Origin of the sequence: Streptomyces sp. NPDC032472 (genome assembly GCF_040636955.1) — a bacterium.
GTDB lineage: Bacteria > Actinomycetota > Actinomycetes > Streptomycetales > Streptomycetaceae > Streptomyces.
Genome location: NZ_JBEZVK010000002.1, coordinates 169,523 through 195,546 on the forward strand (window position 1 = coordinate 169,523; position 26,024 = coordinate 195,546).

27 protein-coding genes are annotated in these 26,024 nt (G+C 72.7%); 19 read left to right on the forward strand and 8 right to left on the reverse strand.

The annotated features are described in order from the left end of the window. Nucleotides 1-46: 46 nt before the first annotated feature. Nucleotides 47-802, reverse strand: a complete 756-nt coding sequence (locus AB0F11_RS01760) for an NAD-dependent epimerase/dehydratase family protein (RefSeq protein WP_362167119.1) — start codon at nt 800-802, stop codon at nt 47-49. A gap of 293 nt (nt 803-1,095) precedes the next feature. Between AB0F11_RS01760 and AB0F11_RS01765 the strand changes: the two genes are divergently transcribed. The 8 genes from AB0F11_RS01765 to AB0F11_RS01800 all read left to right on the forward strand — a co-directional run bounded on the left by AB0F11_RS01765 (nt 1,096) and on the right by AB0F11_RS01800 (nt 9,113). Beyond that, entirely contained in the window at nt 1,096-2,163 is a 1,068-nt protein-coding gene (locus AB0F11_RS01765; protein ID WP_362167122.1) for a hypothetical protein, read from the forward strand. After that, nucleotides 2,160-2,738, forward strand: coding sequence for a hypothetical protein (locus AB0F11_RS01770; RefSeq protein ID WP_362167124.1), 579 nt, complete (start codon nt 2,160-2,162; stop codon nt 2,736-2,738). The genes AB0F11_RS01765 and AB0F11_RS01770 overlap by 4 nt, the downstream gene beginning before the upstream one ends. Next, complete coding sequence (locus AB0F11_RS01775) at nt 2,735-4,195, forward strand: glycogen/starch synthase (protein WP_362167126.1); 1,461 nt, start codon at nt 2,735-2,737, stop codon at nt 4,193-4,195. Before AB0F11_RS01770 ends, AB0F11_RS01775 begins: the two co-directional genes overlap by 4 nt. Nucleotides 4,196-4,243: 48 nt before the next feature. Then, nucleotides 4,244-4,867, forward strand: a complete 624-nt coding sequence (locus AB0F11_RS01780; RefSeq protein ID WP_362167128.1) for an SIS domain-containing protein — start codon at nt 4,244-4,246, stop codon at nt 4,865-4,867. Beyond that, a complete protein-coding gene (locus AB0F11_RS01785) occupies nt 4,864-5,478 on the forward strand; it encodes an HAD family hydrolase (protein ID WP_362167130.1) in 615 nt (204 codons plus the stop codon). Before AB0F11_RS01780 ends, AB0F11_RS01785 begins: the two co-directional genes overlap by 4 nt. A gap of 36 nt (nt 5,479-5,514) precedes the next feature. Beyond that, nucleotides 5,515-6,651, forward strand: a complete 1,137-nt coding sequence (galT, locus tag AB0F11_RS01790) for a galactose-1-phosphate uridylyltransferase (protein ID WP_362167133.1) — start codon at nt 5,515-5,517, stop codon at nt 6,649-6,651. A gap of 90 nt (nt 6,652-6,741) precedes the next feature. Beyond that, complete coding sequence (locus AB0F11_RS01795) at nt 6,742-7,758, forward strand: hypothetical protein (RefSeq protein ID WP_362167134.1); 1,017 nt, start codon at nt 6,742-6,744, stop codon at nt 7,756-7,758. 86 nt (nt 7,759-7,844) lie between these two features. After that, nucleotides 7,845-9,113, forward strand: a complete 1,269-nt coding sequence (locus tag AB0F11_RS01800) for an MFS transporter (protein WP_362167136.1) — start codon at nt 7,845-7,847, stop codon at nt 9,111-9,113. 105 nt (nt 9,114-9,218) lie between these two features. Here the strand turns inward: AB0F11_RS01800 and AB0F11_RS01805 are convergent, their stop codons facing one another. Continuing rightward, nucleotides 9,219-10,211 (reverse strand): LuxR C-terminal-related transcriptional regulator, encoded by a 993-nt coding sequence (locus tag AB0F11_RS01805; RefSeq protein WP_362167138.1) that lies wholly within the window; start codon nt 10,209-10,211, stop codon nt 9,219-9,221. Nucleotides 10,212-10,349: 138 nt separating this feature from the next. Between AB0F11_RS01805 and AB0F11_RS01810 the strand changes: the two genes are divergently transcribed. The 3 genes from AB0F11_RS01810 to AB0F11_RS01820 all read left to right on the forward strand — a co-directional run bounded on the left by AB0F11_RS01810 (nt 10,350) and on the right by AB0F11_RS01820 (nt 11,808). Continuing rightward, on the forward strand, nt 10,350-10,658 hold the full coding sequence (locus tag AB0F11_RS01810) for a hypothetical protein (protein ID WP_362167140.1): 309 nt from the start codon (nt 10,350-10,352) through the stop codon (nt 10,656-10,658). A gap of 151 nt (nt 10,659-10,809) precedes the next feature. Beyond that, complete coding sequence (locus AB0F11_RS01815) at nt 10,810-11,562, forward strand: response regulator transcription factor (RefSeq protein ID WP_362167142.1); 753 nt, start codon at nt 10,810-10,812, stop codon at nt 11,560-11,562. Between the two features lie 6 nt (nt 11,563-11,568). Next, entirely contained in the window at nt 11,569-11,808 is a 240-nt protein-coding gene (locus AB0F11_RS01820; protein ID WP_362167144.1) for a helix-turn-helix domain-containing protein, read from the forward strand. A 1,552-nt stretch (nt 11,809-13,360) separates the two neighbouring features. Here the strand turns inward: AB0F11_RS01820 and AB0F11_RS01825 are convergent. From AB0F11_RS01825 to AB0F11_RS01835, 3 genes are all read right to left on the reverse strand, one after another. Next, entirely contained in the window at nt 13,361-14,401 is a 1,041-nt protein-coding gene (locus AB0F11_RS01825) for a vWA domain-containing protein (RefSeq protein WP_362167146.1), read from the reverse strand. A 114-nt stretch (nt 14,402-14,515) separates the two neighbouring features. After that, entirely contained in the window at nt 14,516-15,637 is a 1,122-nt protein-coding gene (locus tag AB0F11_RS01830; protein ID WP_362167148.1) for a hypothetical protein, read from the reverse strand. Nucleotides 15,638-15,726: 89 nt separating this feature from the next. Then, nucleotides 15,727-16,578: a methyltransferase domain-containing protein gene (locus AB0F11_RS01835; protein ID WP_362167150.1), complete on the reverse strand. Its 852-nt coding sequence runs from the start codon at nt 16,576-16,578 to the stop codon at nt 15,727-15,729. A gap of 132 nt (nt 16,579-16,710) precedes the next feature. Here AB0F11_RS01835 and AB0F11_RS01840 point away from each other — a divergent pair, with 132 nt between their 5' ends. The 3 genes from AB0F11_RS01840 (at nt 16,711) to AB0F11_RS01850 (ending at nt 18,647) form a co-directional block, all read left to right on the forward strand. Continuing rightward, nucleotides 16,711-17,328 (forward strand): TetR family transcriptional regulator, encoded by a 618-nt coding sequence (locus AB0F11_RS01840; protein ID WP_362167153.1) that lies wholly within the window; start codon nt 16,711-16,713, stop codon nt 17,326-17,328. Nucleotides 17,329-17,485: 157 nt separating this feature from the next. Further along, on the forward strand, nt 17,486-17,824 hold the full coding sequence (locus tag AB0F11_RS01845) for a hypothetical protein (protein ID WP_362167156.1): 339 nt from the start codon (nt 17,486-17,488) through the stop codon (nt 17,822-17,824). 295 nt (nt 17,825-18,119) lie between these two features. After that, a complete protein-coding gene (locus tag AB0F11_RS01850) occupies nt 18,120-18,647 on the forward strand; it encodes a DoxX family protein (protein ID WP_362167158.1) in 528 nt (175 codons plus the stop codon). 9 nt (nt 18,648-18,656) lie between these two features. On the opposite strand, the gene AB0F11_RS01855 is transcribed toward AB0F11_RS01850, so the two are convergent. The 3 genes from AB0F11_RS01855 to AB0F11_RS01865 form a co-directional block, all read right to left on the reverse strand. Beyond that, entirely contained in the window at nt 18,657-18,905 is a 249-nt protein-coding gene (locus AB0F11_RS01855; protein WP_362167161.1) for a helix-turn-helix transcriptional regulator, read from the reverse strand. Continuing rightward, the gene (locus AB0F11_RS01860) at nt 18,905-19,390 is read right to left on the reverse strand and encodes a DUF2975 domain-containing protein (protein WP_362167163.1); all 486 of its coding nucleotides are present in this window, start codon (nt 19,388-19,390) and stop codon (nt 18,905-18,907) included. The genes AB0F11_RS01855 and AB0F11_RS01860 overlap by 1 nt, the downstream gene beginning before the upstream one ends. 82 nt (nt 19,391-19,472) lie before the next feature. Continuing rightward, nucleotides 19,473-20,864, reverse strand: a complete 1,392-nt coding sequence (locus tag AB0F11_RS01865; RefSeq protein WP_362167164.1) for an FAD-linked oxidase C-terminal domain-containing protein — start codon at nt 20,862-20,864, stop codon at nt 19,473-19,475. Nucleotides 20,865-21,026: 162 nt separating this feature from the next. On the opposite strand from AB0F11_RS01865, the gene AB0F11_RS01870 reads away from it, so the two are divergent. The 5 genes from AB0F11_RS01870 (at nt 21,027) to AB0F11_RS01890 (ending at nt 26,024) form a co-directional block, all read left to right on the forward strand. Continuing rightward, nucleotides 21,027-22,046, forward strand: coding sequence for a beta-ketoacyl-ACP synthase III (locus AB0F11_RS01870; protein WP_362167166.1), 1,020 nt, complete (start codon nt 21,027-21,029; stop codon nt 22,044-22,046). 71 nt (nt 22,047-22,117) lie between these two features. Continuing rightward, nucleotides 22,118-22,357 (forward strand): phosphopantetheine-binding protein, encoded by a 240-nt coding sequence (locus AB0F11_RS01875; RefSeq protein WP_362167168.1) that lies wholly within the window; start codon nt 22,118-22,120, stop codon nt 22,355-22,357. Next, nucleotides 22,357-23,580, forward strand: a complete 1,224-nt coding sequence (locus tag AB0F11_RS01880) for a beta-ketoacyl-[acyl-carrier-protein] synthase family protein (RefSeq protein ID WP_362167170.1) — start codon at nt 22,357-22,359, stop codon at nt 23,578-23,580. Before AB0F11_RS01875 ends, AB0F11_RS01880 begins: the two co-directional genes overlap by 1 nt. Nucleotides 23,581-23,739: 159 nt before the next feature. Beyond that, nucleotides 23,740-25,602: an acyl-CoA dehydrogenase gene (locus tag AB0F11_RS01885; protein WP_362167172.1), complete on the forward strand. Its 1,863-nt coding sequence runs from the start codon at nt 23,740-23,742 to the stop codon at nt 25,600-25,602. Then, nucleotides 25,602-26,024 (forward strand): thioesterase family protein, encoded by a 423-nt coding sequence (locus AB0F11_RS01890; protein WP_361903070.1) that lies wholly within the window; start codon nt 25,602-25,604, stop codon nt 26,022-26,024. The genes AB0F11_RS01885 and AB0F11_RS01890 overlap by 1 nt, the downstream gene beginning before the upstream one ends.

Here is a 26,024-nt window from a genome sequence, read left to right on the forward strand (position 1 = left end):
TAATCCTCGGCCGGGGCGCACGGCCGCTGTCGGAACGGACAGGAGATCAGTGCGGCCGTACGCCAGATGCCGTGGCCCGCGCACTGTAGAGGAGGGCGTAACGGTCGAGCGTGGCTCGATAGTCGGCACTCGTCCCCCAAGGCAGAATCCAGCGCAGCTTGCGGACCGAGACGTGGTGGTCGCCGCCGAGGTTCACGTACTCTCGCCGCGGCTCACATCCCAGCAGAGCTGCCAGGTGCGTCACGACATCGGCCACGGGCACGGCGGAGCCGGACGCGAGATTGATCATCTCACCGGTCACCCCCAAATCCAAGAGATGATCTAGGACTTGGACGAACTCGCGGACGTCCACCAAGTCCCGGCGGACCCCGCGGAAGACCCGTACGTGCCCGCTCTCGACCTGCCGCACCAACGCCGGAACCAGCTGGTGGGGCGCCTGCCCCGGCCCCACGAGATGACTGAGCCGCAGGATCAGGAACGCGCACCCGGAGCCGCGCACCAGCTCCTCCAGCGCCAGCTTGTGGTGCCCGTACGGGGTGCTGGGATGCGGGCAGTCCTCGCGCCCGGTGCACCCCGGAGCCCCGTACATCCCGGCCGAGGCCGTCGAGAAGAACACCAGCGTCCGGCCGGTCTCACGGCACCGCCGGGCGGTCCGGCGCACCAGGGCGGTCTCGCGGGCGAAAGCCGCCGGATCGGTGAGCCCCACCTGGGAGACTCCCGCGGCCAGCACCACCGCGTGCGGGTGCCGGTGTGCGATCTCGTCGAGCTGGCGGGCGAGGAACCCGCGGCCGATGATCTCCATGGCGGTCGGTCAGACCGCGAGCGGCGGACGGTCGGCGGGAGCGTGCTTCAGAGGCATGGCGCACCTGGTCTCGGGACGGGGATCCGACGGGTGGTCTGCTCCATCAGGACGCCGTGGAGCAGCGCCATGCTCGCCCGCCGCCGGCACGCCTGTCGGCCCCATCTTCCCTGGCAGAACGGGGTGTTCGGCAGGACATGGTCACCCGGCCATACCCGAAGGGCCCGATTGTGGGCGCCGTCCGGCCGCTCCTAGGGTCCTGAACCGTCAGACACGGACTATCTCTGGGGGTACGGGTGACCCAGGCACCCCTGTTCACCGATTCGAGCTGCTACCACGCAGCCTTCGCAGCCCTGCTGCACGCGATCGAGCCGCAGACCGACCCGTTCCTCGTCCTCGGCAACAACGCCGCCACCGCCGCACGCCTCGGCGACAACGGCCTGCTGGCGTTCAGCGACCCGCTCGAACCCCTGACGGCCACCTTCGGCCGGCACGGCTACGAGCTCGTGCGCCACCCGGTCGCCGACGAGCAGGACTGGCTGCAGGCACTCCAGGTGCTGCAGGCGGGCCGGGCCGTCGCGATCGCCGCGGACGCGTACCTGCTGGAGCACTACTGGGTGGGCTACGGCACCAGCCACGCCCTGCACGTCGTCGTCCTGCAGGACTTCGACGAGGCGAGCGGCACCGTCCGCCTGCTCGATCCCGGTGAGGTCGTCTTCTTCGACGACCGGGTCCCCGTCGAGAAGCTGACCCCCGCCATGTGCGAAGGGGACGCGGGCCAGGCATGGATGGAACTCGTACCGCTGCCCGGACGCCCGCAGGGCGCCACCGCCCCGGGCCTCGACCGCGACGCGCTGCGCGGGCTCGCCCTCGCCCTGTCCGGCCCCGCGGAGAGCACCGCGGCGGGCACCCCTGAGGGCACCCCGGAGGGCACCGCGGACTGGATCAGCGGCACCGAACTGGTGCACGCCCTGCACCGCGACCTCGACACCTACCTCGACCTCGTCGGCAACCGCGAGCGCTCCGGCGAGGGCACCCAGCAGGACTGGGGCCTGGGCCCCTGGCTGCTGCTGGGCCTGTGGTGGTACCACCACACCCTGCGCTGGCTCGCCGGACACCTCGGCACCCTCGCCGCCGACGGCACCCTCGCCGGCCGCCCCGAGATCGTCGAGGCCGTGGACCGCGCCTCCCGCGACCTGCTCGTCGTACGCAACCTCATGATGCGGCTCGGCGTGATGGACCCCGGCGACCGGCGGTACGCCACCTTCCACGGCCAGCTGCGCCCCCGCCTCGAACTCGCCGTACAGAACCTGGACACGGCCGGATCGGCCCTGTCCGAGCTGGCGAAGGAGACCACCCCGTGAGCACCGCCACCCCGCCCGCCCGCGCCCTGCGCCTGGACCTCGCCCCGTACCGCAACAACGCCGCCTTCCTCGCGGCGGGCGTCGACCCCTCCGACGGCTTCGACGGCTTCGGCCGCGCCTACCCGGCCGAGGAACTCGGCGACACCGCGGAGCTGCTCGGCCTGCCCGCCGGCCTGGGCCACGGCGTGCCCGACAACATCGCCTGCGAGGGACAGGTCCTGACCCTTGAAGTCCCCCTGCTGGTCGACGGCATCGAGGTGGTGGGCGCCGGCTCCGGCGGCACCGTCAGCGAGATGCTGCTCCTGCACCCCGACGCCGACGGCGCCCCGCCCGCCGCAGAAGCCCGCGTCGAGCTCAGCGACTTCCTCTCCCGGCGCCCCGTCTTCGACGACCGCTGCTTCGCGCACAGCCCGTACCTCTACGACGTCGGCGGCCGCCCCGAACACGGCGCCGAACCGCGCCTGTGGGCCTCCACCGTCCACTTCCCGCAACCCGTGCGCTGCGCGCGCATCACCCTGCCCGTCAACCCCGACCTGCACGTGGTCGGACTCTGGCTGCTGCCGGCGGCAGGATGATGAACTGCCTCTACCTCACCCAGGAACTCGCCCCCTACTTCATGGAGGGCGGCCTCGGCCAGACGGCCCGCGCCCTGCCGGCCGCACTGGAGCGCGACCACGCCATCACCCACGACATCGTCGTCCCCCACTACCCCTGGCTCGTCGCCCGCCACGGCCTGGAAACCGAATGCGTCTGGTCCACGCCCGCACTCACCGTCGGCGCGGTGACCGGCCCCGCCCGCGTCGAACGGCTCCTGAACCGGCCCGGCCCCGGTGAGGTCTTCCTCGTCCGCGCCGACCACTGGTACGACCGGGGCGGCATCTACCGCGACGAGCGCTACGTCGAATTCCCCGACGCAGCCCTGCGCGCCGCCTTCTTCGGGGCGTGCATCGGCGCCTGGATCGGGGCCACCGGCCGCCGCTACGACATCGTCCACGGCAACGACTGGCAGTCCGGCCCCGCCCTCGCCCACCTGCGGGCGCTGCGCGCGGCGGACACGGCGCCGGCGCTCCTGGCCAACGTGCACAGCGCCGAGTACACCGGCGAAGTGGCCTCCGCCGCGGTCGACGCCCTCGCACTCCCGCCCGGCTGGGACCGCGTACTGAAGGACGCGGCAGCCGCGCACGGCGAGCAGCCCAGCCTGCTGCTCCTCGCCCTCCTCGCCGCGGACGCCGCCACCACCGGCAGCCCCGCGTACGCCGGGGAACTGCTCGCCCAGACGGCGGGCACCGCGATCGGCACCGCCCTGGGCGCCCTCCCGCTGACCGGGATCGTCGCCGGAATCGACACCGCCCTGTGGCAGCCCGCCGCGCAGGGCCGCCTGACGCAGCCCTACGACCGCCACACCGTGCGGGCCGGCAAGGCCGCCAACAAGCGGCTCCTCCAGCAGCGCTTCGGCCTGAAGGAAGACCCCGAGACGGCCCTCTTCGGCGTCTGCTCCCGACTGGTCCCCGAGAAGGGCGTGGACCTGCTGATCGAGGCGGCCGCCCCGCTCGTGCGCGACGGGCAGGCCCAGCTGGCCGTCGTGGGACAGGGGGACGAGGCACTGGTCGCCCGGCTCACCGCACTGGCCCTGGACGCACCGACCGCGATCGTCCACGTGCCCGCCTTCGACCAGGACTCGGCGTGGCTCACCTACGCCGGATCCGACTTCACGGTCATGCCCTCGCGGGTCGAGCCGTGCGGACTCAACCAGCTCATCGCGATGACGTACGCAGCCGTGCCCGTGGCCAGCGCGGTCGGCGGACTCACCGACACCGTCACCGACCTGGCGTCACCCGACGGCACCGGCTTCGTCGTACCGGAACTGACCGCCGAGGCCCTGCGCGCAACCATGCTGCGGGCCGCGCACTGGCTGGCCGGACCGGCCGACGAGGTGGACGCCGTCCGCCGCCGGGTGATGGACCTGGACTGGTCCTGGGCCCGGTCGGCCCGCGACACCGCCGGACTGTACCGGCGCACGGCAACACGCTGAACACCTCACCCACCTCCACTCCACCCATTCACGAAACGGGGTCCTCCCATGTCCGAGGCGACCGATCGCCACCTCGAGATGTCCTCCTACCTGACCCGGATGCGCCAGGCCTTCTCGGACGTCTCCACCACCGACCTCCTGTGGGTCGCGGAGACCCTGGAGCGCGCCTACCTGAACGGCCGCACCCTGTACATCTGCGGCAACGGCGGCAGCGCGGCCACCGCCTCGCACCTCGCCGTGGACATCTCGAAGAACACCCGCGTGCCGGGCCGCGCGCCGGTGCGCACCATGTCCCTCGTCGACCACGTCCCGTCCCTGACGGCATGGGCCAACGACGTCAGCTACGCCGAGGTGTTCACCGGACAGCTCGCCGGCCTGGCCGAGCCCGGCGACGTCATCATCGGCATCACCACCAGCGGAACCTCCCCCAACGTGCTGCAGGCCCTGCGCTACGGCCGGGCGCACGGCATGACCACGGTCGGCCTGCTCGGCCCGGACGGCGGGCTCGCGCGCGAGCTGTGCGACGCGTACGTCCTCGCCCCCGCCCAGTCCATCGAGGAGCAGGAGGACCTCCACATGGCGTTCGCGCACATCCTCACCCGCCACATGCGCTCCTTCGTAGGCGACCGTCAGGAGGCGCTCGCCGGCGCGGCCGCGCCGGCGGTGCAGTGACCGGCCGCGCCGCCGTCTTCCTGGACCGGGACGGCACCGTGACCGAACCCCGGCACTACCCCAGCCGCCCCGAGGACCTCGTCCTGCAGCAGGGCGTGGGCCGGGCGCTGCGCGAGCTGGAGGACCGGGGATGGGCGCTGGTGATCGTCACCAACCAGTCCGGGCTGGCCCGCGGCCTGTTCCCCCTGCAGGGCCTCGACGCCATGCACCGCCACCTGCGCACCCTGCTCGCCGAGTACGGGGTGACCCTCGACGGCATCTACGCCTGCCCGCACCACGAGGACGGCGCCGTCGACGGGCTGTCCTTCCGCTGCGGCTGCCGCAAACCCGAGCCGGGGCTGCTGCGCTGGGCGGCCGAGGAACTGGACCTGGACCTGTCCGCCTCCTGGATGGTCGGCGACTTCGCCTCCGACATCGAGGCCGGCCGGCGCGCCGGCTGCCGCACCGCATGGGTCGGCCGGCCCCCGCCGTACGACCCCGCCGGCACGACCGCAGGGACGGCGCCGGCACACCCCGCGGACCCCGACACCCCGGGAAGCGGACCGGAACCGACCCTGCGGACCGCCACGACCGCCGAGGCCTTGCGCCACATCGCCCTGTCGCGCCAGTGAGCCCGCCAGGGCACTGCGAGAACGATCGGACCTCCCATGACTCTGCCCCCGCACCACAAGACCAGCGCCCTGCTCGCGGACGGTCGCGAGATCCACTTCTACGACGACCACGCCGGCCGGCGCCGCGAGGTGGTCGACACCCGGGAGCTGCCGCCCGTCGAGTCCGGATCCGAACTCCGCTGGGACCCGACCATGGAGGAATGGGTCGTCATGGCCGCCCACCGCAAGGCACGGCCTGCGGACGCGTCCCAGCAGTGCCCCCTGTGCCCCTCGACGGACGGCGCCGCGACCGAGATCCCGGCCCACGACTACGACGTGGCCGTCTTCGAGAACCGCTACCCGGCCCTGCGCAGCACCGACGGCGCCCCCGGCGACCCCGGCGCAGCCCTCGCGATGCCCGCCGGCGGGCGGTGCGAGGTGATGGTCTTCGCCAGCGACCACGACGGCTCCCTCGCCCGACTGCCCGAACAACGGGTGCGCACCGTCATCGAGGCGTGGGCCGACCGGACCGGGGCGATGAACGCCCTGCCCGACGTCGAGCAGGTCGTCTGCTTCGAGAACCGCGGCAGCGAGATCGGCGCCACCCTCGCCCACCCGCACGGCCAGATCTACGCCTACCCGTTCGTGCCCAGCCGGTTCGAACGCATGCAGCGGGCCGCCCGGCACGCGCAGGCCCGCGGCACGGGCTGCGTGTTCTGCTCCGTCCTGAAGACCGAACTCGCCGCCGGGCACCGCATCGTCGCCCGCTCGCGCCACTGGACCTCGTTCGTCCCGCACGCCGCCCGCTGGCCGTACGAGGTCCACCTGTACGCCAACCGGCACGTCCCCGACCTCGCCGCGCTGACGGAGGAGGAGCGCGCGGACCTCGCCGGGGTCTACCGCTCGCTGCTGCGCCGCTTCGAGACGGTGGCCGAGGCCCCGCTCCCGTACATGGCGCTGTGGATCCAGGCCCCGGCCCGCGGGGAGCGGGAGCTGGGCCACCTCCACGCCCAGGTCTTCTCCGACCGGGCGACCCCGCTCAGGCCCAAGCGGCTGGCCGCGGGCGAACTCGGCGCCGGCACCTTCATCAGCGAGGTGGAGCCCGAACGGGCCGCCGCCGCACTGCGGGCCGCCGAGACCTGGCCGCAGGAGCCGAGCCACGCCGAGGAGTTCGCCGCCGCCGCGGTCCGCTGACCGCGCCGGCCGGCGACCCGGCCGTACGGGCGATCGTACGGGCGACGCTGCAGGCGACCGACAACGACTGAGAAAGCCGAGGAACCAACCGTGTGGATCAGCAGCGCACCCCTGCGCATCTCCCTGGCCGGCGGCGGAACCGATGTACCCAGCTACGCCGAGCGGTTCGGCGGCATGGTCCTGGGTGCCACCATCGACCTGCGCGTCACCGTGGTCGGCCGGCCCGCCCGCACCCACACCCACGTCCGGGCCTGCCTGGACACGTGCAGCTCCACCGCCGGCGGCGCAGCCCTCGCCAACCCCTTCGCCCGGGAGGCCCTGCGCCGCCACGGGGACGGCGGCCCCCTCGACCTGGCCTCGTTCGCGGACGTCCCCGGCGGCAGCGGACTCGGCAGCTCCTCCGCCTTCAGCGTCGCCCTGCTGGCCGGACTGGAAGGCGGCCGGCTCGCCCCCGCGGCCGCCGCCGAGGCGGCGAGCGCCATCGAGATGCAGGGCCTGGGGCGTCCGGTGGGCCGCCAGGACCAGTACCTGTCCGCGTTCGGCGGCTTCCGGCTGCTGCGGTTCCCGCGCGAGGGAGGCGTCGAGGTGGAGGAAGTCCCGGTCGACGAGGGGTTCGTGCGCCGGCTCGACGAGGAACTCCTGCTGTTCTTCACCGGTACCACCCGCGACGCCGGCGAGGTGCTCGGCGAGCAGAACGCCCGCGTGGGCGGCAGCGACCGGGACGCGGAAGGCCGGCTGCACGAGATCAAGGCACTGACCCCGCCGGCGCTGGACGCCCTCAAGAACAACGACGCCACCGCGCTCGGCGAGGTCCTCGGCCGGCACTGGAACCTCAAGCGCCGCCTCGGCTCGCGCGTCTCCCTGCCCGTCGTCGACCGCGCGTACGCGGACGCCCTCGACGCGGGCGCGAGCGGCGGCAAACTGCTGGGCGCCGGCGGCGGGGGCTACCTCCTGCTGCACGCGCGCGACACGGTGCGCGACCAGGTGCGCGCCGCCGTGACGGCGCACGGCTTCACCGAGCAGCCCTTCCGCTTCGACGGGCGCGGCGTCCGGGTCACGGCCGTGGACCCGGCCGGGCGGTACGAGGAGCTGGTGCCCGCCGCCTAGCCTCTGTGCGGTCCCCCGTCCTCCGCCTGCCCGCAGTCAGCCCCCGGCCCGCTCCTCCTGGCGGGCCCACCTCTTACGGAGACCTCATGCTCGCCCCCTACCGACGGCTGTTTTCCGCCAAGGGATCCGTCGGCTTCACCACGACGGGCTTCCTCGCCCGCCTCGCCCTGTCCATGTCCGGTGTCGGCACGGTGGTGATGATCGCCTCGATCCGCGATTCGTACGCACTGGCCGGCGCCGTCGGCGGCGCCTCGCTCGCCACCACCCTGCTGACGGTCCCGCTGCTGGGCCGCCTGGTCGACCGCTACGGCCAGTCCCGCATCGCCGTGCCGGCGGCCGTCTGGTCGGCGCTCATGTCCGCGGCCCTGGTGACCTGCCTGTCGCTGGACGCCCCCACCTGGACCCTGTTCGCGACGAGCGTCCTGTCCGCCACCGCGCCGAACGTCGGCGGGATGGCGCGCGCCCGGTGGGCCGACCTCTACGACGGCGACGCCGACTCCATGCACGTCGCCAACTCCTTCGAACAGGTGCTGGACGAGCTGTGCTTCATCCTCGGCCCGCTGCTCGCCGTCGCCCTGGCCACCGGCGTCGCCCCCGAGGCCGGCCGGATAGCCCCGCTGCTGCTGACCCTCGTCGGTACGGTCCTGTTCGCTGCGCAGCGCTCCACCGAACCCCGGGTCAAGCCGGCCGACCCCGGCGCCACCCGCTCCCCGCTGCGCAACCGGGGCCTGCAGGTCATGATGCTGGTGTTCCTGTTCACCGGTTCCGTCTTCGGCTCCCTGGAGATGGCCACCGTCGCCTACACCGAGTCGCTCGGCCACAAGTCCTCGGCCGGCATGGTGCTCGCGCTGCAGGCGATCGGCTCCGCGGTGGCGGGCATGGTCTTCGGCGCGCTGACCCTGCGCGGGACGAGCACCTCCCGGTTCATCGCCGGCGTCGGCGGCATGGCCGCGCTGATGCTCCCGCTCAACCTCGCGGGCGGCATGTGGTCCCTGGCCGGGCTGATGTTCGTCGCCGGCATGGCGACCTCACCGACGATGATCACCGGTATGGGACTGGTGATGGAGCTGATCCCGCGGTCCCAGATCAACGAGGGCATGACCCTCGCGGTGACCAGCCTGCTCGGCGGCATCGCCCTCGGCAGCACGGTCGCCGGCTGGTCCGTGGAGCGCTTCGGCGCCGACTCCGGATACCTGCTGCCGTCCTCCGCGGCGGTCCTCGCCCTGCTCGTCGCGGCCGCCGGCCTGGCCTGGCTGCGCCGGGAAGTCGCGGCCCGGTCCGCCGAATCGGCCCCGGAGGCCGACGAGGCCCCCGAGGCGGAGGAGGCCACCGAGCCCTCGGCCGCCCTGGCCTGAGGCCGGCCCCCGCCGCTGCCCACCCCGGCCCCGGCGCACCGCAGGGCGGGCTCCCTCCACGGGAGCCCGCCCTGCGGGCACGGTACCTGCCCGATCCCCCCGGGATCAGAGCGCGGCCACCGCCGGGAGCCAGCCGTGCTGCACCGCGAGCGCGCCCGCCTGGAACCGGCTGCGGGCACCGAGGCGTTCCATCATGTCGTTGGCCGTGCGCCGCGCCGTGCGCGGCGAGACGCCGAGCCGCTTGGCGATGGCGTCATCGGTCATCCCCCGGTAGAGGAAGGCGAGCACCTCGCGCTCCTGGGGGCTGAGCCCCGAATCGTCCCGCTTCTGCACCGCCCCGAGTTCGGCGGCCGACTCCCACGTGCTGTCGAACAGGGCGCACAGGGCGGTCAGCGTGCCCTGCCCGGTGAGCACCACGGCCGCCTGCCGGGCATCCTCCGCCCGCACCGGGATCACCGCCGTCTCACGGTCCACGATGACCATCCGTACCGGCAGGGAGGGAACGGTGCGCACCGCGCCCCCGTGGGCGGCGAGCCACTCCGCGTACGCCACGGTGTGCGGGCTGTTGCGCACGCTCTCCAGATACACCGTCCGCATGCGCACCCCGCGGCGCAGCAGCTCGGCGTCGAGCGGCTTGGCGCTCTCCAGACTCTCCGGCGTGTGCGCGCCGTTGGGGGCGAAGGTCATCACCTCGTGGCGCACACGGCGGGTCAGGACGACGAGCTTCTCGCGGATCTCCTCGATGTCGTCCAGGTGCTCGACGTGCGGCTGGCCCGCGGCGGGCCGTACGTCGGCGAATTGTGCGATCAGTTGCGCAGCGGCGGCCCTCGAGGCCTCGACCCGCTGCTGCTGTGCGGCCAGCTCCGCCTGCTGGCGGGCCAGTAACGCCTCCATGCCCAGCTCCGGAGTGACCGCGCGCAGCCCCTCCGCGGACGGGCGGACGAGCGACAGGTCGTGCAGCCGGTCCAGCGCACCCCGTACGTCCTGCTCCGCCCGGCCGAGCGCTCCCGCGATCCCGGCCACACCTGTGCCGGGGTTCGAGAGCATCGCCAGGTAGACCTCCTCGGTCAAGGTGTCCAAGCCCAGTGACGCAAGCATCGATGCCTCCCCCTCATCAGACTCGAGAATGATCATGGCAGATTGTCAGTAAGACCGTCAGGCCTGTTGAGGTAGTTGCCGGAACCGTCCAGCCCGGCCTTCTTGCCGCGCCCTACACGGGCCGAGATGTTCTTTTTCATGCATCTCATCCACCTGCGACTGGTGTCCGGCAACGGCCGCGCACTGCCCGCGGACGCAGCCGCCCAGCTGATGGCCCGCAGCCGGCCCGAGGACCGGCTCGAGCACGTCAGCGTCGCCAAGGCCCCCTCCGCCTCCGGCACTGCCACCCTCGGCCTGTTCTTCGCCACCCCCCGGCTGGCGGACGCGGAGAGCGCCGCCCTGGCCCTGGCCCTGCGGGCGCTGCGCGCGCCCGCCTTCGCCGGGTTCGCGGTGGAGGCCTGCGGCGCCGCGCTCCTCCCCTTCACGGGAACCGGACCTGAGCTCTGACCTGATTCGGTCAAGGACACATCCGTCCAGGTCAGAGCGCTTCCCTGACCACCGGACGACGGCAAAACTCAAGATCAATTCGGGACGCCGGAACCAGCCGCAGGATCCGCGGTGTCCCCTTGGTCCCCCGTCAGGAGAAAGCACCGCGCCCATGCCAGACGTCATCCCCCCCACACCCCGTTCCTCCCATCCCCCGCTGCCCTCGCTCTCCGCGCTCCCCGCCGACCTGCTGCTCGAAGCGGACCAGGCCGCCCTGGACGCCGCCCGCGGCCGGGGAGCCCGCAACGTCGCCCTGCTCGTGTCGAGCCCGGTCATCCGGGCGGGCCTGGAGGCCCTGCTCGACCAGGTGGCCGCCGTCGGCGAGGTGCTCGCCCTGGACCCCGAGGCGCTGCACACCCCGTACGCGCCCGGAAGCTTCGACGTCCTGATCGTCGCCACCGCGCAGTGGCACCTCCTCGCCGAAGCCCAGGACGACCGGTCCTGCCCGCTGCCTCCCGTCCTCGTGCTCGGCGACCCCGTCCACGACCGCCGCAACGAGGCCTTCGCCTCCCTGCCCGGCGACGGCTTCCTCTCGCTCGCGGACCTGTCCGGCCAGACCCTCTCCGACGCCATGGACCGCACCCTCGCCGGCGAGGTCCCGATGCCCGCGGCCCTGGCCCGCGAACTCCTCGGCATGCACCGCATCCCTCTGCCCCCGACCGTCTCACGGGCCGCCACGCTCACCCCCCGCGAGAACGAGACCCTCCAGCTGATGGCCAGCGGCATGAGCAACAAGCAGATCGCCCGCGCCCTGACCATCTCCACCCACGGCGCGAAGCGGCTCGTCGGCTCGATCCTCGCCAAGTTCGACGCACCCAACCGCACCGCGGCCGTCGTCAGCGCCGTCAACGCAGGGCTGGTGTGATCCGCCGTGAACCTGAGACTGCCGAAGAAGAAGCACCTCCTCGGACCCGAACGCGCCCGCTTCGCCGCCGAGCTCAAGCAGGCCTATCTCAACGGGACCTCCATCAGGGAGCTGTCCGAGCAGACGGACCGGTCCTTCGGCTGGGTCCACCGCATGCTGAGCGAAGCAGGCGTCACGTTCCGCTCGCGCGGCGGCCCCGGCCGAGCAGCCGGCCCCGACACCGACACCGACACCGGCGGGGCCTGAAGGCACCCGCCCCGAAAGCGGCTCCGCACCTCGCACGGCCCGCACCGCCGCCCGGTGGTCCACTGCACCCCGTCCTCGCACGCCCAGTCGCCACACCCCCACTGCGGCAGCGCCACCCCCAACAGCCAGCGCCCCGGATCGCGGATCTCGTCCGCCATCGTCCGGGCGAGGCGCCGCTCCAGACGCCCCCTCAGCCGCTCTACCGACATGCCGAGCCCCAGCTGCGCCGAGACGGCCCGGCCGATCCTGCGCAGCACGTACCGGCTCCTGATCCGGGACAGCAGATGCCGTACAGGCTCGAGCACCCGGTGCAGGCGAAGGCTGAAAGTGAGCGCCGGTCCGCCGTATCCCACGGTGGTGTCGCCTACGGCGGCCGACCCCGGCGCCGCCGGGTCCTCAGGTCGTTCAGTCGTGTGGTCTTCCTTGTACGCGAGCGATCCGTCCGAGCCGCAGTGACCGGATCCCTCACCAACGGCAGGACCGGAGGGCTCGTCGTACACGCGGTACACATGGCGCCCGTACGCACCCGAACGGCGGTCCACCCCGATCCAGCCGGCGCACTCCACCTCCTCCACCAGCCGGGACGCGGCGCCCGGGGACAGCGGCCGGCCGGCCCGGATCCCGCTGCGGTGGTACAGCCCCCGCGCGAGTTCGACCAGGCCGAGCGGCAGCCGACGCACCTGCGCGTACGCCAGCAGGGCGTAGACCCGCAGCTGGCGCGGCGTCAGCTCCTCGGCGGCACGCACCGGCAGCCACACGAAGCGCTCGTCCGGCTCCAGCTCCCGCAGTCGGCGCACGGCCGTCGCACCCCGGCCGCTGGGCTGCGAACGCCGCACGCTGGTCAGCTCGGTGACCCCGTCCGGCGCGGGCCGCATGAGCTCCGTCAGGGCCCGCTCGACGGTCGACTTGCCCAGCCGGAGGTACCCGGCGAGGACGGCCACACCGGCGGTGCAGCCCTCCGGGCGCTGGGCCAGAGCCTTGATCTTCATGTACGCCGCCAGCGTGGCGTCGCCGCTGAACGGCGCGACCACCAGCCGCAGCGGAACCCGCACCCTCTGGCGGAAACCGGCCCCGGAAGGGCCTAAGGGCATGGGCGAAGCTTGGAAAGCGCGCGTGGCGTAGGGCAAGATGGTTCTGTCTTTCCTGTGATGGCAGGGAATGACAAAGCCCCTCACGGGGCCGCTGCTGTCGTGGCAGTGATGTCGCCTCCGGCGGACGGTTGGTAGCCGTCCCTGCGGGGGCCTTCGCCCGGTTCGGTATACCGGACGGTGAACGCCGCACAGGGTGGGTGGTGCCACCCTGTGAGCGGTGCGGGGCAGACCTCGAGCTGCCCGAATCTCTACGCCATCTCCACATCCCCCGGTCTGCTGCGGCCGCAAGACTTTTCAAGGATCGGCCAACGAGATTGATCTTAGTCCCGAAAGTTTGCAATCCCCAAGGGGCGGGCCGGGTCCGCACAAGCCCCCCACACGGACCCAACCCTGCGCCTGTGCAAGCCGGTTGACAGCCTGACCGGCCCGACCGGCCCGACCGGCCCGACCGGCCCGCCGGATCAGCTCATCAGCAGCAGCCGGGTCTGCGGAACGAGCTTCCGGTTCACACTGGTGCTCTGCACGAAGATCGTGAAGTCGTCGTTGTGGTCCGGCTTGACGCGGACCTCCGCATCCGGCAGGCCGAGCAGCACCCGGGCCTGCGGCCCCGTGTACACCCGGTCCGTCTTCTTCTCCAGCACCGCGATCTGCTTCCGCGCCTGGATCTTCTCCGACTTGCTCAGCTGATAAAAGGCACCGCCCGTACGGTAGCTGTGCCCGTTTTCGACGATCCAGTCCCGGATGGCCGCTGCACGGTCCACGGAAAGCAGCTGATATCCCGACGGATCCGCGGGCCGGAGACCGGCTTTCTCGATCGTGTCCTTGTTGACCGCATCCGCGCCCGTGGAAAACATCGCCCGCGTTCCCCGGATTCCCTTGCTGCGGCCCACCATGAACTTCTCGGTGGCCTGCTTGATGACCTCTCCGGCCTCCTGCAGCCCCTGCGTGCTCGTGGCGTCCCAGATGGCGATGTTGTCCTTCGGGAACCCGTACTGCATGGCCTCCCGCTTGCCCATCTGGTCCGGCACGAGGACGGCCAGGGTCCAGTTGTCCGCCTGCGTCTCGATCATCGTGGCCACGGCCTGCACCAGTTCACGGGGCTTGCGGGAAGGGGCGTCGGGGCAGTGGTGGCTCGCGTTCTCCTGCCCGTCGGTCAGCACGAACGTCAGGAAGCTGTGGTCGCCGTACAACTGGGCCGTCTGCGCCAGCTCCCGCTGCGACTTCAGCGCGGCCGCCAGCAGGGCCGTCATCCCGCCGGTCCGGTACAGCTGCTTCAGGGACGGCATCCGCAGCACGTCCTTGTCATAGATGACGCACTCCACGGTATTGGAGAAGACGTACACCGTGACACGGGTCTCCTGGTCCAGTTCCCTGGACCGGCGGGCAAGATAAGCGATCTGCTCATCGGCGACATCGACGACCTTGCCACTGAGGTGCGACATGGACGAACTGGCATCCAGCACCAGGGCGACGTGATTGATGTAATTCTGCTTCCCGGCCATATCGGCTCCCCCTCATTTCCGAAGCGATGGATCCACCTTCTCACCCGCCACTGACAATTGATCCCGGCTCGGCGCCGCATGCACGACCGCTCGCCTGGGGCCGTGGAGCGCGGGCTAGAGGAGGCCGGCGCGCATGTGCTCCGTGAGGTTCTCGAGGATTCCGCGCAGCCACGGGCTGCGGACGCCCGGCAGCCGGACCAGGGTGCGCTCGAACACTCCCGGGTCGGCCCGGAACAGCCGACCGGGCCGCGGGGCGGGCGGGTCGTCGCGAAGAACGCCGGCGGGCATGCCGCCCGAGGCGGGGAAGGGCAGGTGCGGCTCGGGAAAGGCCAGCCACCGCCACACCCCGAACGGCAGCGGCACCGGGTACGCCGCGGCGGCCGGGTCGGTCGGGGTCCAGGTCTCCCCGGTCTGCGGGTGGGTCGGAACGAGGAGGATGTCGGCGTCCGCGTCGGGCACGGGCCGCCGCGGTCCGGCCAGAACGGCGCGCCGCGACGGCAGACCCGAAGGAAGCAGCGCATCGAGAGCACGCTGGAACACCTCCGCGACCAGCCCGTCGGGAGCGACGGCAACCGGCCGGCCCTCCGAGGCCACCAGGAGATGGGCGAGCGCCTGGCCGGCCGCCGCCTCCCACTGCGGACTCCACCCCCACCAGCGCCCCGCCTGCGGCCCCGCCCCCGGCCGCGCCCCCCATCTGACGATCGGCTCGAACGGCGGCGTGCCCTTCCCCTCCGCCGCCAGCTTCTCCCAGGAGAGCGCTGCGGCGTCGGCGCCGTCAACGGGCAGGCGGCGCACGGCGTCCGGAGCGAGCCACACCGCCTGCCACAGCGAGCAGTCGTCGATCCGGCTCGCCACGGGCAGCCCGCACGCCTCACAGGCCATGTTCGGGCCCTCGCCCCCGTCGAGACCACAGCAGTAGCCACCGCCCTTCTGCGGGACCAACCGGGTGCCGCGGGCATCGCCGGGAGCGATGACGACCGCACCGGGCACAGCGTCCGACAGGGCGTGGACCGGCGCGTGGACGCCACGGGCCGCGGCCTCGTCGGGACCGATCTCCTCCCACGTGCGCCACGGCGGCCCCCAGGGTTCCGGATCCACGGCGAACGTCCCCGGTTCCATGAGCACCGGGAGCTGAAGCCCGTTCCCGTACTTCTGATGGGCGTGGACCGGCAGGGCGACCCGGGACAGCGGGACGGTCAACTCGGCACCGCACCCCGCACACACAAAAACGAACAAACGCCCTCCACCGGCAAGAGAGAGGCATCATCGCAACCCGCCGGTGCCTGGCCAACGCACTTTCCGCGAGGCGGCGTGCGTGCCCGGCCTCAGACGCCGGGGGCCGTGGCGGTGAACAGCCGGCCGGTGCTGCGCAGCTTCAGACCGGCGTCGCTCTCGTACGGGCGGAAGGAGTCGGCCAGGCGGCTCCGGACGCGCGCGGCGGTGCCGGCATCGACGCCGGTGAGGAGGTGGCGGCCAGGTCCCGAGTCCAGGATGAAGTCGGCTGCCTGCTCCGCATCGCGTCCCCAGGTGCCGTACGCCGTCACGTGCTCGGCCCGTACGTCGCGCAGCCCCGCCCCGCTCAACAGAGAGGCCGCCGCGCCGGGGTCCGCGAGGGAGAACATGCCGGGCCCGCCGGCCGTGCCGAAGCCCTCCAGCGGCAGCAGGTCGCCGAGGGCGGCCAGGGCGGTCAGCCACTCGTTGCCCTCGGGTTCGGCGGCAGCCAGCAGCGCGACGCGGCCGCCCGGGCGCAGCGCGGCGGCGATGTTGGCGAACGCGGCGGCGGGGTCGGTGAAGAACATGACGCCGAAGCGGCTGATGGCGAGGTCGAAGGAGCCGCGGGGGAGCGGGTGGACCTGCGCGTCGCCCTGCTCGAAGCGGACGTTGCCGATGCCCTCGCGTGCGGCGCTCGCCCGGGCGCGCTCGAGCATGGGCCCGGAGAGGTCCAGGCCCAGGGCGCTCCCCTGCGGCCCGGCGGCGCGAGCGGCCAGCCGGGTCGTCGCCCCCGCACCGCAGCCGACGTCGAGGACACGCTCGCCCGGCTCGATTCCCGCCGCGTCCAGCAGGGGCTGGTCGAAGCCGGCGTTGACGGCGTCCCAGCGGTCCTGGTGCGCCGCCCAGTGGGCGCCCTCGTAGCCGTTCCAGGCCTGTGACTGCGCGGTGTTGGCGATGGGGTGCATGGCGAAAACCTCCGTGGACGCACGTACGGAAGGACGGACGGCACATAGAATGGGCGCCCGCCCAAACAGGACGGGTGCCACACTATGGGCGCATGCCCAAACCGGCAATCCCCTTCCCCCCAGGAGGACTTGGTGTCACCACGCGGAGTGGCCATCCCCGATCTGCGCGAGCGGCTCTTCGACGCGGCCGAGCGGGTCCTGGCCCGCGAAGGGGCCGCTGCCCTGACCAGCCGTTCGGTCACAGCGGAGGCCGGATGCGCCAAGGGGGTGCTGCACACGCACTTCGCCGGGCTGGACGAGTTCGTCGCCGAACTGGTGCTGGACCGCTTCACCCGCACCGCCGACCGGGCCGCCGCCCTCCCCGCGAAGGCCGGCACCGGCACCGTCACCGGCAACCTGCTGGACCTGACCTCGGCGGTGCTCAGCCTGGATCCCGGGGTCGTCGGCCTGGCCGTGACCCGCCCCGCGGCAGCCCTGCGGGTGCGCGAGGCCTGGGCCGCGGGAGCGCCCGGCTTCGACGCGATCCAGGCCTCGACCGAGACGTACCTCGGCGCCGAACAGCGCCTGGGCCGCATCGGGGAAGGCCTCGACCCCGAGCCGGTGGCCCTGGCCCTGGTCGCCACCCTGCACCACCTGCTGATGACGACCCGCCCGGGCGCCCCGTACCCCCAGGACCGCATGAAGCGCCTGATCCACGCCCTGGTGGGATCACGCACGGACGATTCCGGCAATCGCCCCCGACGTGCGTGACTGCGGCGCAATTCCTTCGGCCCGCGGGGCTCGAAGAGGCGGGCGTGTAATGCACGAGCGAGTCATGGAAAGCCAAGGGGAGAGAAAATCGGCATGCGCTCTGCATTCAGAAGAGGTCTCAGCACCACCGCCGACGTCGCTCTTGCCGGAATCGCAATTGCAATGCCGCCCGGGATCGGCCCAGGCCGACGACTCCCTGGTCTCACAGACTTCCCGGATCGCCGAGTACCAGGCCTACCTCGCCATGAAGTCGGCGCAGGGCGACGAGCAGGCCAAGGAAACCGCTCAGGGATTCTCGGCCCTCTCGACCACCCAGAAGTCCCGTTTCCTCGACCTCCTCGAAGACCGCTCCCTGATGACCAAGTTCTTCGAGACGGCCGAGTCCGCCGCGGCTGTCGCGGGCACCACGCCGGCCGTGATGGCGGGCGGCGACGTCGTGGTGGAGCGCGAGTCCGCCGGCGCTGTCGTCCTGGGCGTCAACCGGGCGGTTACCTGAAGGACGAGTAGACCGAATAACCCATAATCCCGAAGATGGGGCATTCGGTCGGGAACTGCGGAATTCCCGTTGACGTTCCGATTCGCCCACCCGGCTTCCCCTAAAACCGGCGTTGCCGACGGATTTCGGCTGCGCTGCCCACCTGCCCGGGTGATTGCCATGCAATCACCCGGGCCTCGGTGATTTCAGGCCACGGCGCTCGCCCGTTCGGCGGACATAACCCGGGTCGCGGGGCGTCACCGCCCGGAGGGGATACAGATGTTCCGCACCCGCCCCTCGTTCCAGGGAGACTCCGATGAGCTGCATCAACCGACGCGACCTCGCCCTGCTGGCCCTGCGCGCCGGAACCGGGGCCGTGCTCATGGCGCACGGTACGCAGAAGCTGTTCGGCTGGTTCGGGGGCGGCGGCCTCCAAGGGACGGCGGCGGCGATGGAGCGGATGGGCTTCACCCCGGGCCGGCGCAGCGCCCTGGCCGCCGGGCTGGGCGAGACCGGTGGCGGGGCGTTGCTCGTCCTGGGTCTGGCCACCCCGGCCGCGGGCGCCGCGGCGGCGGGTGCCATGGCGGGCGCGGTGTCCGTCCACGCTCCGGCCGGGTTCTTCGCCCAGGCCGGCGGGTTCGAGTACCCGGCGTTCCTCGGGTTCACCGCGGCCACGATCGGCCTCGCCGGCGCGGGCCGCTACTCCCTCGACCACGCCACCGGCCACACCTTCGACCAGCGGTGGATGCTCGCCCTGGCCTTCACCGCGAGCGCGGTCGCGGCAGCCGTGGTCGTCGCCAAACGGGCGCAGGGGCAGCAGGACGCCGACGGGCCCACCGGCTGACGGGTCAGGTCACACGCCCGCGGCGTCCGCGGCGTCTTCGGCGTGCTCGGCCTCCTCGGCCTCCCAGCGCAACAGGTCCCCCGGCTGGCACTCGAGCACCTCGCAGAGCGCGGCGAGCGTCGCGAAGCGCACCGCCTTGGCGCGGCCGTTCTTGAGCACCGCCAGGTTGGCGGGCGTGATCCCCACGCGGTCCGCGAGCTCGCCCACGGACATCTTCCGCCTGGCCAGCATCACGTCGATGTCGACGGCGATCGGCATCAGATCACCTCGTCCAACTCGGCCTGCATCTGCGTCGCTTCGGCGTCGCGCGCGACGGCCTGGGCGAGCAGCATCCGCAGCACGAGCACGATCAGCGCGACCCCCAGGATGGCCAGCCCGATCCCGCCCATGATGACGGTGACGCCCGGGTCGTCGCGCTGGCCCGGCGCATTGACGGCCGTGACCGCGAACCACAGGAGGGCGGCCGCCACGATCGCCCCGATCACGCCGTTGACGTACCGGAAGGCGGCGTGGGAGAACACGGTTCCCCGCCGCACCATCGCCACCAGCCGCCCCACGCAGACCAGGGCGACCTGGGCCGATCCCATGCCCAGGAACACGATCACGCGCAGCGGGGTCAGCGGGAGCGACCCGTCCTCCGGGTCGGTGAACAACGCCCACACCATCATGACCTGTACGAACACGGTGCCGACGAGCACCACCCCGAGCACGGCGCGCAACGCACCCACTGCCAACTTGCCCATGACCCACTCTCCCATCGAATCGCGATGGAAACCTATCGAATTTCGATAGGTTGAGCAAGAGGGTCGGTCCGGACCCGACCGGTCACGCCGAAGCGGTGAACACCTTCCCCGGGTTGAGGATCCCCGCCGGGTCCCAGACCCGCTTGATGCCCCGGTGCAGGTCGAGCACGGCCGGCCCGAGCTCCGACACCAGCCCGCGCATCTTCAGCAGCCCCACCCCGTGCTCCCCGGTGACCGTGCCGCCGAGCGCGACCGCCTCCTCGACGATCTGCTCGAAGACCTCCCGCCCCCGCGCCAGCTCACGGTCGTCGCCGCGCGGCACCACGATCATCGGGTGCAGGTTGCCGTCGCCCGCGTGCGCCAGGCTCGCGATCCGTACGCCCTGCTCGCGGCCCGTGGCCTCCAGCCGGGCGAGCATCTCGGGGACGAGCGTGCGCGGGACGCAGATGTCCTCGCTCAGCACCATGCCCTGGCGTTCCAGCGCCGGATAGACCAGCCGCCGTGCCGCGAACAGGGCGTCGGCCTCGGCCTGGTCCTCCGAGCGGGCGCTCCAGGTGGCGCCTGCGGCCCGGAAGCAGGCCAGCACCGTGTCGGCCTCCTGCCCCCCGGCCTCCCCGGGCGCGTCACAGCGGGCCAGCAGCAGCACGTTGCCGGTGTCGCCCAGCCCGGTGTTCTTCCACTCGTCCACGGCGCGCAGGCAGTACCGGTCGACCAGCTCCAGCGCACTGGGGACCACTCCGGACGCCACCACCCGGGCCACGGCCCGCCCCGCGGCGGGCAGGTCCTCGAAGGAGCCGACCACCGTCTGCTCGGGCGCCCGCTCCCCGCGCAGGCGCACGGTGACCTCGGTGACCAGGCCGAGCGTGCCCTCCGAACCGACCAGCAGGCCGGCCAGTTCGAAGCCCGCACTGCTCTTCGCCGTCCGACGGCCGACCCGTACGACCTCGCCGCGGCCGGTGACCGCCTCCAGGCCGAGCACGTAGTCGCGCGTCACGCCGTACTTCACGCAGCACAGCCCGCCCGCGTTGGTGGCGACGTTCCCGCCGATGGTCGACCAGGGCGCGCTCGCCGGGTCCGGCGGATACCACAGCCCCTCGGCGGCGCAGGCGGCCCGCAGGTCGTCGTTGACGACACCCGGCTGTACGACCGCCAGCCGCTCGTCCGCGTCGATCCGCAGGATCCGGTCCATGGCCGCGAACGACACCACCACGCAGCCCTCCACTGCATTGGCCCCGCCGGACAGCCCGGTCCCGGCCCCGCGGGCGACGACCGGCACGCCCCGCTCGGCGCAGTACGCGACCACGGTGGCGACCTCGGCGGTGCTGCGCGGCTCCACCGCCGCCACGGGCAGGACGTACGGGGCGCCGGCGGCCTCGTCGTGTGCGAACGACGCCAGCCGCACGGGATCGGTGACCACCCGTCCGGCGGGGAGGAGCCCGGCGAGATCAGACGCTGTCGTGGTTGTCGTGCTCATAGCCGGGAGGCTCGCACCGGCCCGACGGAAGGGTCAATTGGCCCTTGGTACACGCCCGAAAGCACGTGTACCAAGGGCCAATTGCCTGGTCACAGCCATCTCGGCAAGTCTGTTGACGCCAGGACAGGCCGTGGATTGCGGCCTCTACGAGGGGGTGGGTCAATGGCGGCAGTGGTCACCGGGATCGGGGGGTACCTCCCGCCCAGGACGGTCACGAACGACGACCTTTCGCGGACGCTCGACACGACGGACGAGTGGATCCGCACCAGGACCGGCATCCGGCAACGGCGGATCGTCTCCGAGGGCCTGTCGACGGGCGAACTCGCGGTGCGGGCCGGCGCCCGCGCCCTGAGCTCGGCCGGGCTGAGCGGCGTCGACGCGCTCGTCGTGGCGACCACCTCGCCCGAGCGGCTCTGCCCGGCGGTCGCACCGGAGGTCGCCTCCCGGCTCGGACTCGGCACGATCGCCGCGTTCGACCTGACGTCGGCGTGCAGCGGGTTCCTCTACGGGCTCGCCACCGCGGCCGGACTGATCGAGTCGGGCACCGCCGACACCGTGCTGTTCATCGGGTCCGAGGCGTTCACCACCCTGGTGAACCCCGCCGACCGGGCCACCGCGCCGATCTTCGGCGACGGGGCGGGCGCGGTCGTGCTGCGCCGCGGGGAACCCGACGAGCCCGGCGCGCTCGGCCCGTTCGACCTCGGCAGCGACGGCGCCCTCGCGGACCTGCTGGCCATCCCGGCCGGCGGCTCCCGCCAGCGCTCCGCCGACGGCGGCCTCGGCCACGCCACCGTACCCACCGAGGACTGGTACCTGCGGATGGAGGGCCGGGCCCTCTACACCCAGGCCGTCGAACGGATGACGCAGTCCGCGCGCACCGCCCTCAAGCGGGCCGACTGGTCCGTCGGGGACGTCGACTGGTTCGTCGGCCACCAGGCCAACATCCGCATCGTGGCAGCGGTGGCCGAGGAGCTGGAGCTCCCCGACGAGCGGGTCGCGGTCAACATCGACCGGGTGGGCAACACCCTCTCGGCGTCCGTGCCGCTCCTCCTCAACGACTACGCCGCCCGCGGCGAACTCAAGGCGGGCCAGCGGGTGCTGCTCTCCGCCTTCGGCGCCGGACTCTCGTGGGGCTCGACCGTCCTGGTCTGGCCCGAGATCCACGCCGAGCCGGTCGACTGACCCCTCGCCCCAACCGACTCCCGGCCGGGCCGCCGGCCGGGCATCTTCGTCCCCTTCCAGGAGGAAACACCATGAGCTCCGTTCACGACGCCGTCGTCGAGGTCTTCGTCTCCCGCTTCGACCTCGACCGCGAGAAGGTCGTCGCCGACGCCACCTTCGACGACCTCGACCTCGACTCGCTCTCCCAGATCGAGCTGGCCACTGCCCTGAAGAAGCGCCTGGGCGTCGCCATCACCGACGAGGAGCTGTCCGAGGTGTCCGTCGTCGCCGACATCGTCGCCCTCGTCGAGCAGAAGGGCGCCACGGTCTGATGACCGGTTTCGCCGCCGCCATCACCGGGATCGGGCTCGTCACGCCCGCCGGCATCGGCGTCAAGGAGAGCTGGGACCGGGTCGTCGACGGCCGGCCGACGGCCGCGCACCACACCGACCTGGCCGGCCTGCCGGTGACGATGGCGTGCCGGGTGCCCGACTTCGACCCGGCCGCACAGGGCCTGCGCGGCGCCTGGCAGTGGGACCGCTACTCGCAGTTCGCCGCCATCGCCGCCCGCGAGGCCCTGGCTCAGGCAGGGCTCACGCCCGGCGAGTGGGCGGACAGCTCGCGCGTGGCCGTCATCCTCGGTTCCGGGGCCGGCGGCACCGCGACGCTGGAGGAACAGCACCGGGTGCTGATCCAGGAGGGCCCGTCCGAGGTCTCCCCGCTGACCCTGCCCATGGGCCTGCTGAACATGGCCGCCGGGCAGGTCGCCATCGACATCGGCGCCAACGGCCCCTGTATGGCCCCGTGCACGGCCTGTGCCGCGGGCGCCAGCGCGATCGGCCTCGGCCGCGAGCTGATCCGCTCCGGACTCGCCGACATCGTGGTGGCGGGCGGCGCCGAAGCCCCCATCACCCCGCTGTACGTGTCCTCCTTCGCCCGGATGCGGGCCCTGTCCCGGCGCCTGGACGACCCGCAGACCGCGTCGCGCCCCTTCGACGCGGGCCGCGACGGCTTCGTCCTCGGCGAGGGCGCCGGCGTGGTCGTACTGGAGTCGGAGGAGCACGCGCGGGCGCGTGGCGTGCAGCCCGTGGCCCGGGTGATCGGGTACGGCGCGTCCGCGGACGCGCACCACGTCACCTCCCCGCACCCCGAGGGCAAGGGGGCCGAACTCGCGGTCCGGGCGGCCCTCGCCGACGCCGGGCTGACCGGGAGCGACATCGGCTACGTCAACGCCCACGGCACCTCCACCCCCGTGGGCGACGTGATCGAGGCGGGCGTCATCCGCCGGGTGGCCGGGACGGACGCCCTCGTCAGCTCCACCAAGGGGGTCACCGGGCACCCGCTGGGCGCCGCAGGTTCCATCGAGGCCGCGTTCGCGGCGCTCACGGTGCACCACGGCGTCATCCCGCCGTCGGCGGGGACCACCGACACCGACCCGAGGGTGGAGGTGGACGTCGTCCACGGCACCGCCCGCCACCGCCGGGTGGACGTGGCCCTGAGCAACTCCTTCGGCTTCGGCGGCCAGAACGCCGCCCTGCTGATCGCGTCCGCCTGACGGCCCCGGCAACGCCGACGGCACCGCCCGACCGGCCGGCGGCGCGGGGACGGGGGCCGGCGCACCCCCGCCCCGGCCCCCGCCCCGCCCCGCCCCCGCCGACGGCCGGTCGGCCGGTCGGCCGGCCGCACGATCCGAACCGCTGGAAAGGACCTCCCCATGACCTCGTCGGCCTCCGCCGACCTCACCCGGCTGCTCTTCGACGGCAGGTACGAGCAGACCCACAAGGACCTCCACGACCTCCTGCTCGACCCCGTCTTCGACCCGCGCGAGGGCCTGGACATGACCGGGGCCGGCAAGCTCGCCTACGAGCGCTCGCGTGCCGTGCACGCCGCCCTGGAGAGCCCCCGGGAGATCCTGGCGGACCCGTGGCGGCTCTTCGCCCTGGCCGAGTGGCCCTCCCTGGTGGACGTCTCCACGTTCTCGCTGCTGATGGTCCACTACAACCTGGCCTTCGGCACGGCCCTGGAGCACGGCGACCGCGAGGACCTGAAGGACCTGGTCGACGAGCTGGACCGGCTGGACTCCTTCAGCCCGTACATGGCCACCGAGCTCGGCTACGGCAACAACGTGGCCGCACTGCGCACCGAGGCCGTCTACGACCCCGCCACCGAGACGTTCGTCCTGAACACCCCGGACGCGCTCGCCCAGAAGTACATGTCCTACAGCGGCTTCCAGGACGTCCCCAAGCTGGCCGTGGTGATGGCCCGCCTGAAGGCGGACGGCAAGGACCACGGCGTGTTCCCGTTCCTGGTCCGCATCAGCGACGGGACGAAGCTGTGCGAAGGCGTGCACGCCGCCCCCTGCCCGGAGAAGCCGGTCCAGGGCCTGGACAACGGCCTCACCTGGTTCGACCACGTACGCGTCCCCCGCCGCAACCTGCTCCACGGCGACATGGGCGCCTTCGGCGAGGACGGCGTCTTCCGCCCCGCCTCCGGCAACCAGCGCAAGCGCTTCCTGCGGGCCATGAGCCGCATCCTGCCCGGACGGCTGTGCGTCTCCAGCGCGGCGACCGGCGCCGGCCGCGCAAGCGTCTACATCGCCCTGCGCTACGCGGTACAGCGGCTCACCAACGCCCCCGGCCGCAACGACCTGCCCGTCATCGAGTACCGCAGCCACCAGCTGGCGCTGTTCACCGCGCTGGCCCGGACCTACGCGATGACGCTGCTGCTGAACCACGCGAAGCGCGAGTTCACCGCGGCCCCCGACACCGCCGTGCCGGCCGAGCTCAACCACCTGGTGTCCATCACCAAGGCGCTGTCCACCTGGGAGATGACCGACGTCATCGCCGTCTGCCGGGAACGCTGCGGCGCCCAGGGCATCTTCAGCGTCAACCGGATCGCGGACTACGGCTCCCTGCTCCAGGGCCTGGTCACCGCCGAGGGCGACAACCAGGTGCTGCTGGCCACCACCGCCGGGCAGATCATCGCCGCCGGCGACGCGGACGACGTACCCACCGACGCACCCGACCCCCGGGGCCGCGACCTGCGCGACGCGCAGTTCCTCGTCGCCGCGGTCCGCCACCGGGAGCAGGAACTGCTGCGCCGGGCCCGCACCGCCATGGCCGACGACTCCGCGGACCGCAGCTACTTCGAGGCGTGGAACGCCACCATCAACACCGGCCTGGAGATGGCCCGGGCGCGCGGCGTGCGCACCGCGCTGGAGTGCATGGCCGAGGCTGCCGCCGCCGCGCAGACCGAGGAGTCCCGCGCCGCACTCGGCCTGCTGACCGCCCTGTACGGGCTGACCGAGATCGGCCGGGACGCGGGCTGGTACCTGGCGCGCGGGGTCCTCACCGCCGCCCAGGCCGAAGAGCTCGCCGAGCAGCAGGACGCGCTGTGCGCGGACCTCCTGCCGTACGTGCAGGTCCTCACCGACGGGTTCGGCCTGACCCCGCAGCTGCTGCGGGCGCCGATCGCCGCCGACGACTACGTGACGGCCTTCCAGGCCCGCACCGGCGCACACGGCCCGGCCGCCGCCCCGTCCCCCGCCCGCTCCGCCGCGGAAGGAGACCCGTCCTGATGGCACGCCACACCTACCCCTGCCCGATCCGCTGGTCGGACATGGACGTCTACGGCATCGTCAACAACGTCTCCTACCTGCGCTACCTGGAGGAGGCCCGGGTCGACTTCGTCTTCCGGATGGCACCCACCGACGGCGACGCCTTCTTCCGGGACGGCTCGGTGGTGGTGGAGCACTCCATCCGCTACCGCAGGCAGCTGGTCCACCGGCACGCCCCGGTGGAGATCGAGATGTGGGTGTCGGACCTGCAGTCGGCCACCGTCGCCATCGACTACGTGGTCCGCGACGGGGACACCGTCTACGCCACCGCCTCGACGGTGATGGCGCCGTTCGACTACCGGGCCGGACGCCCCCGGCGGCTGACCGACGAGGAGACCGCCTTCTTCGAGAAGTACCTCGAGCAGAGCCCGGCGGCCCGCTGA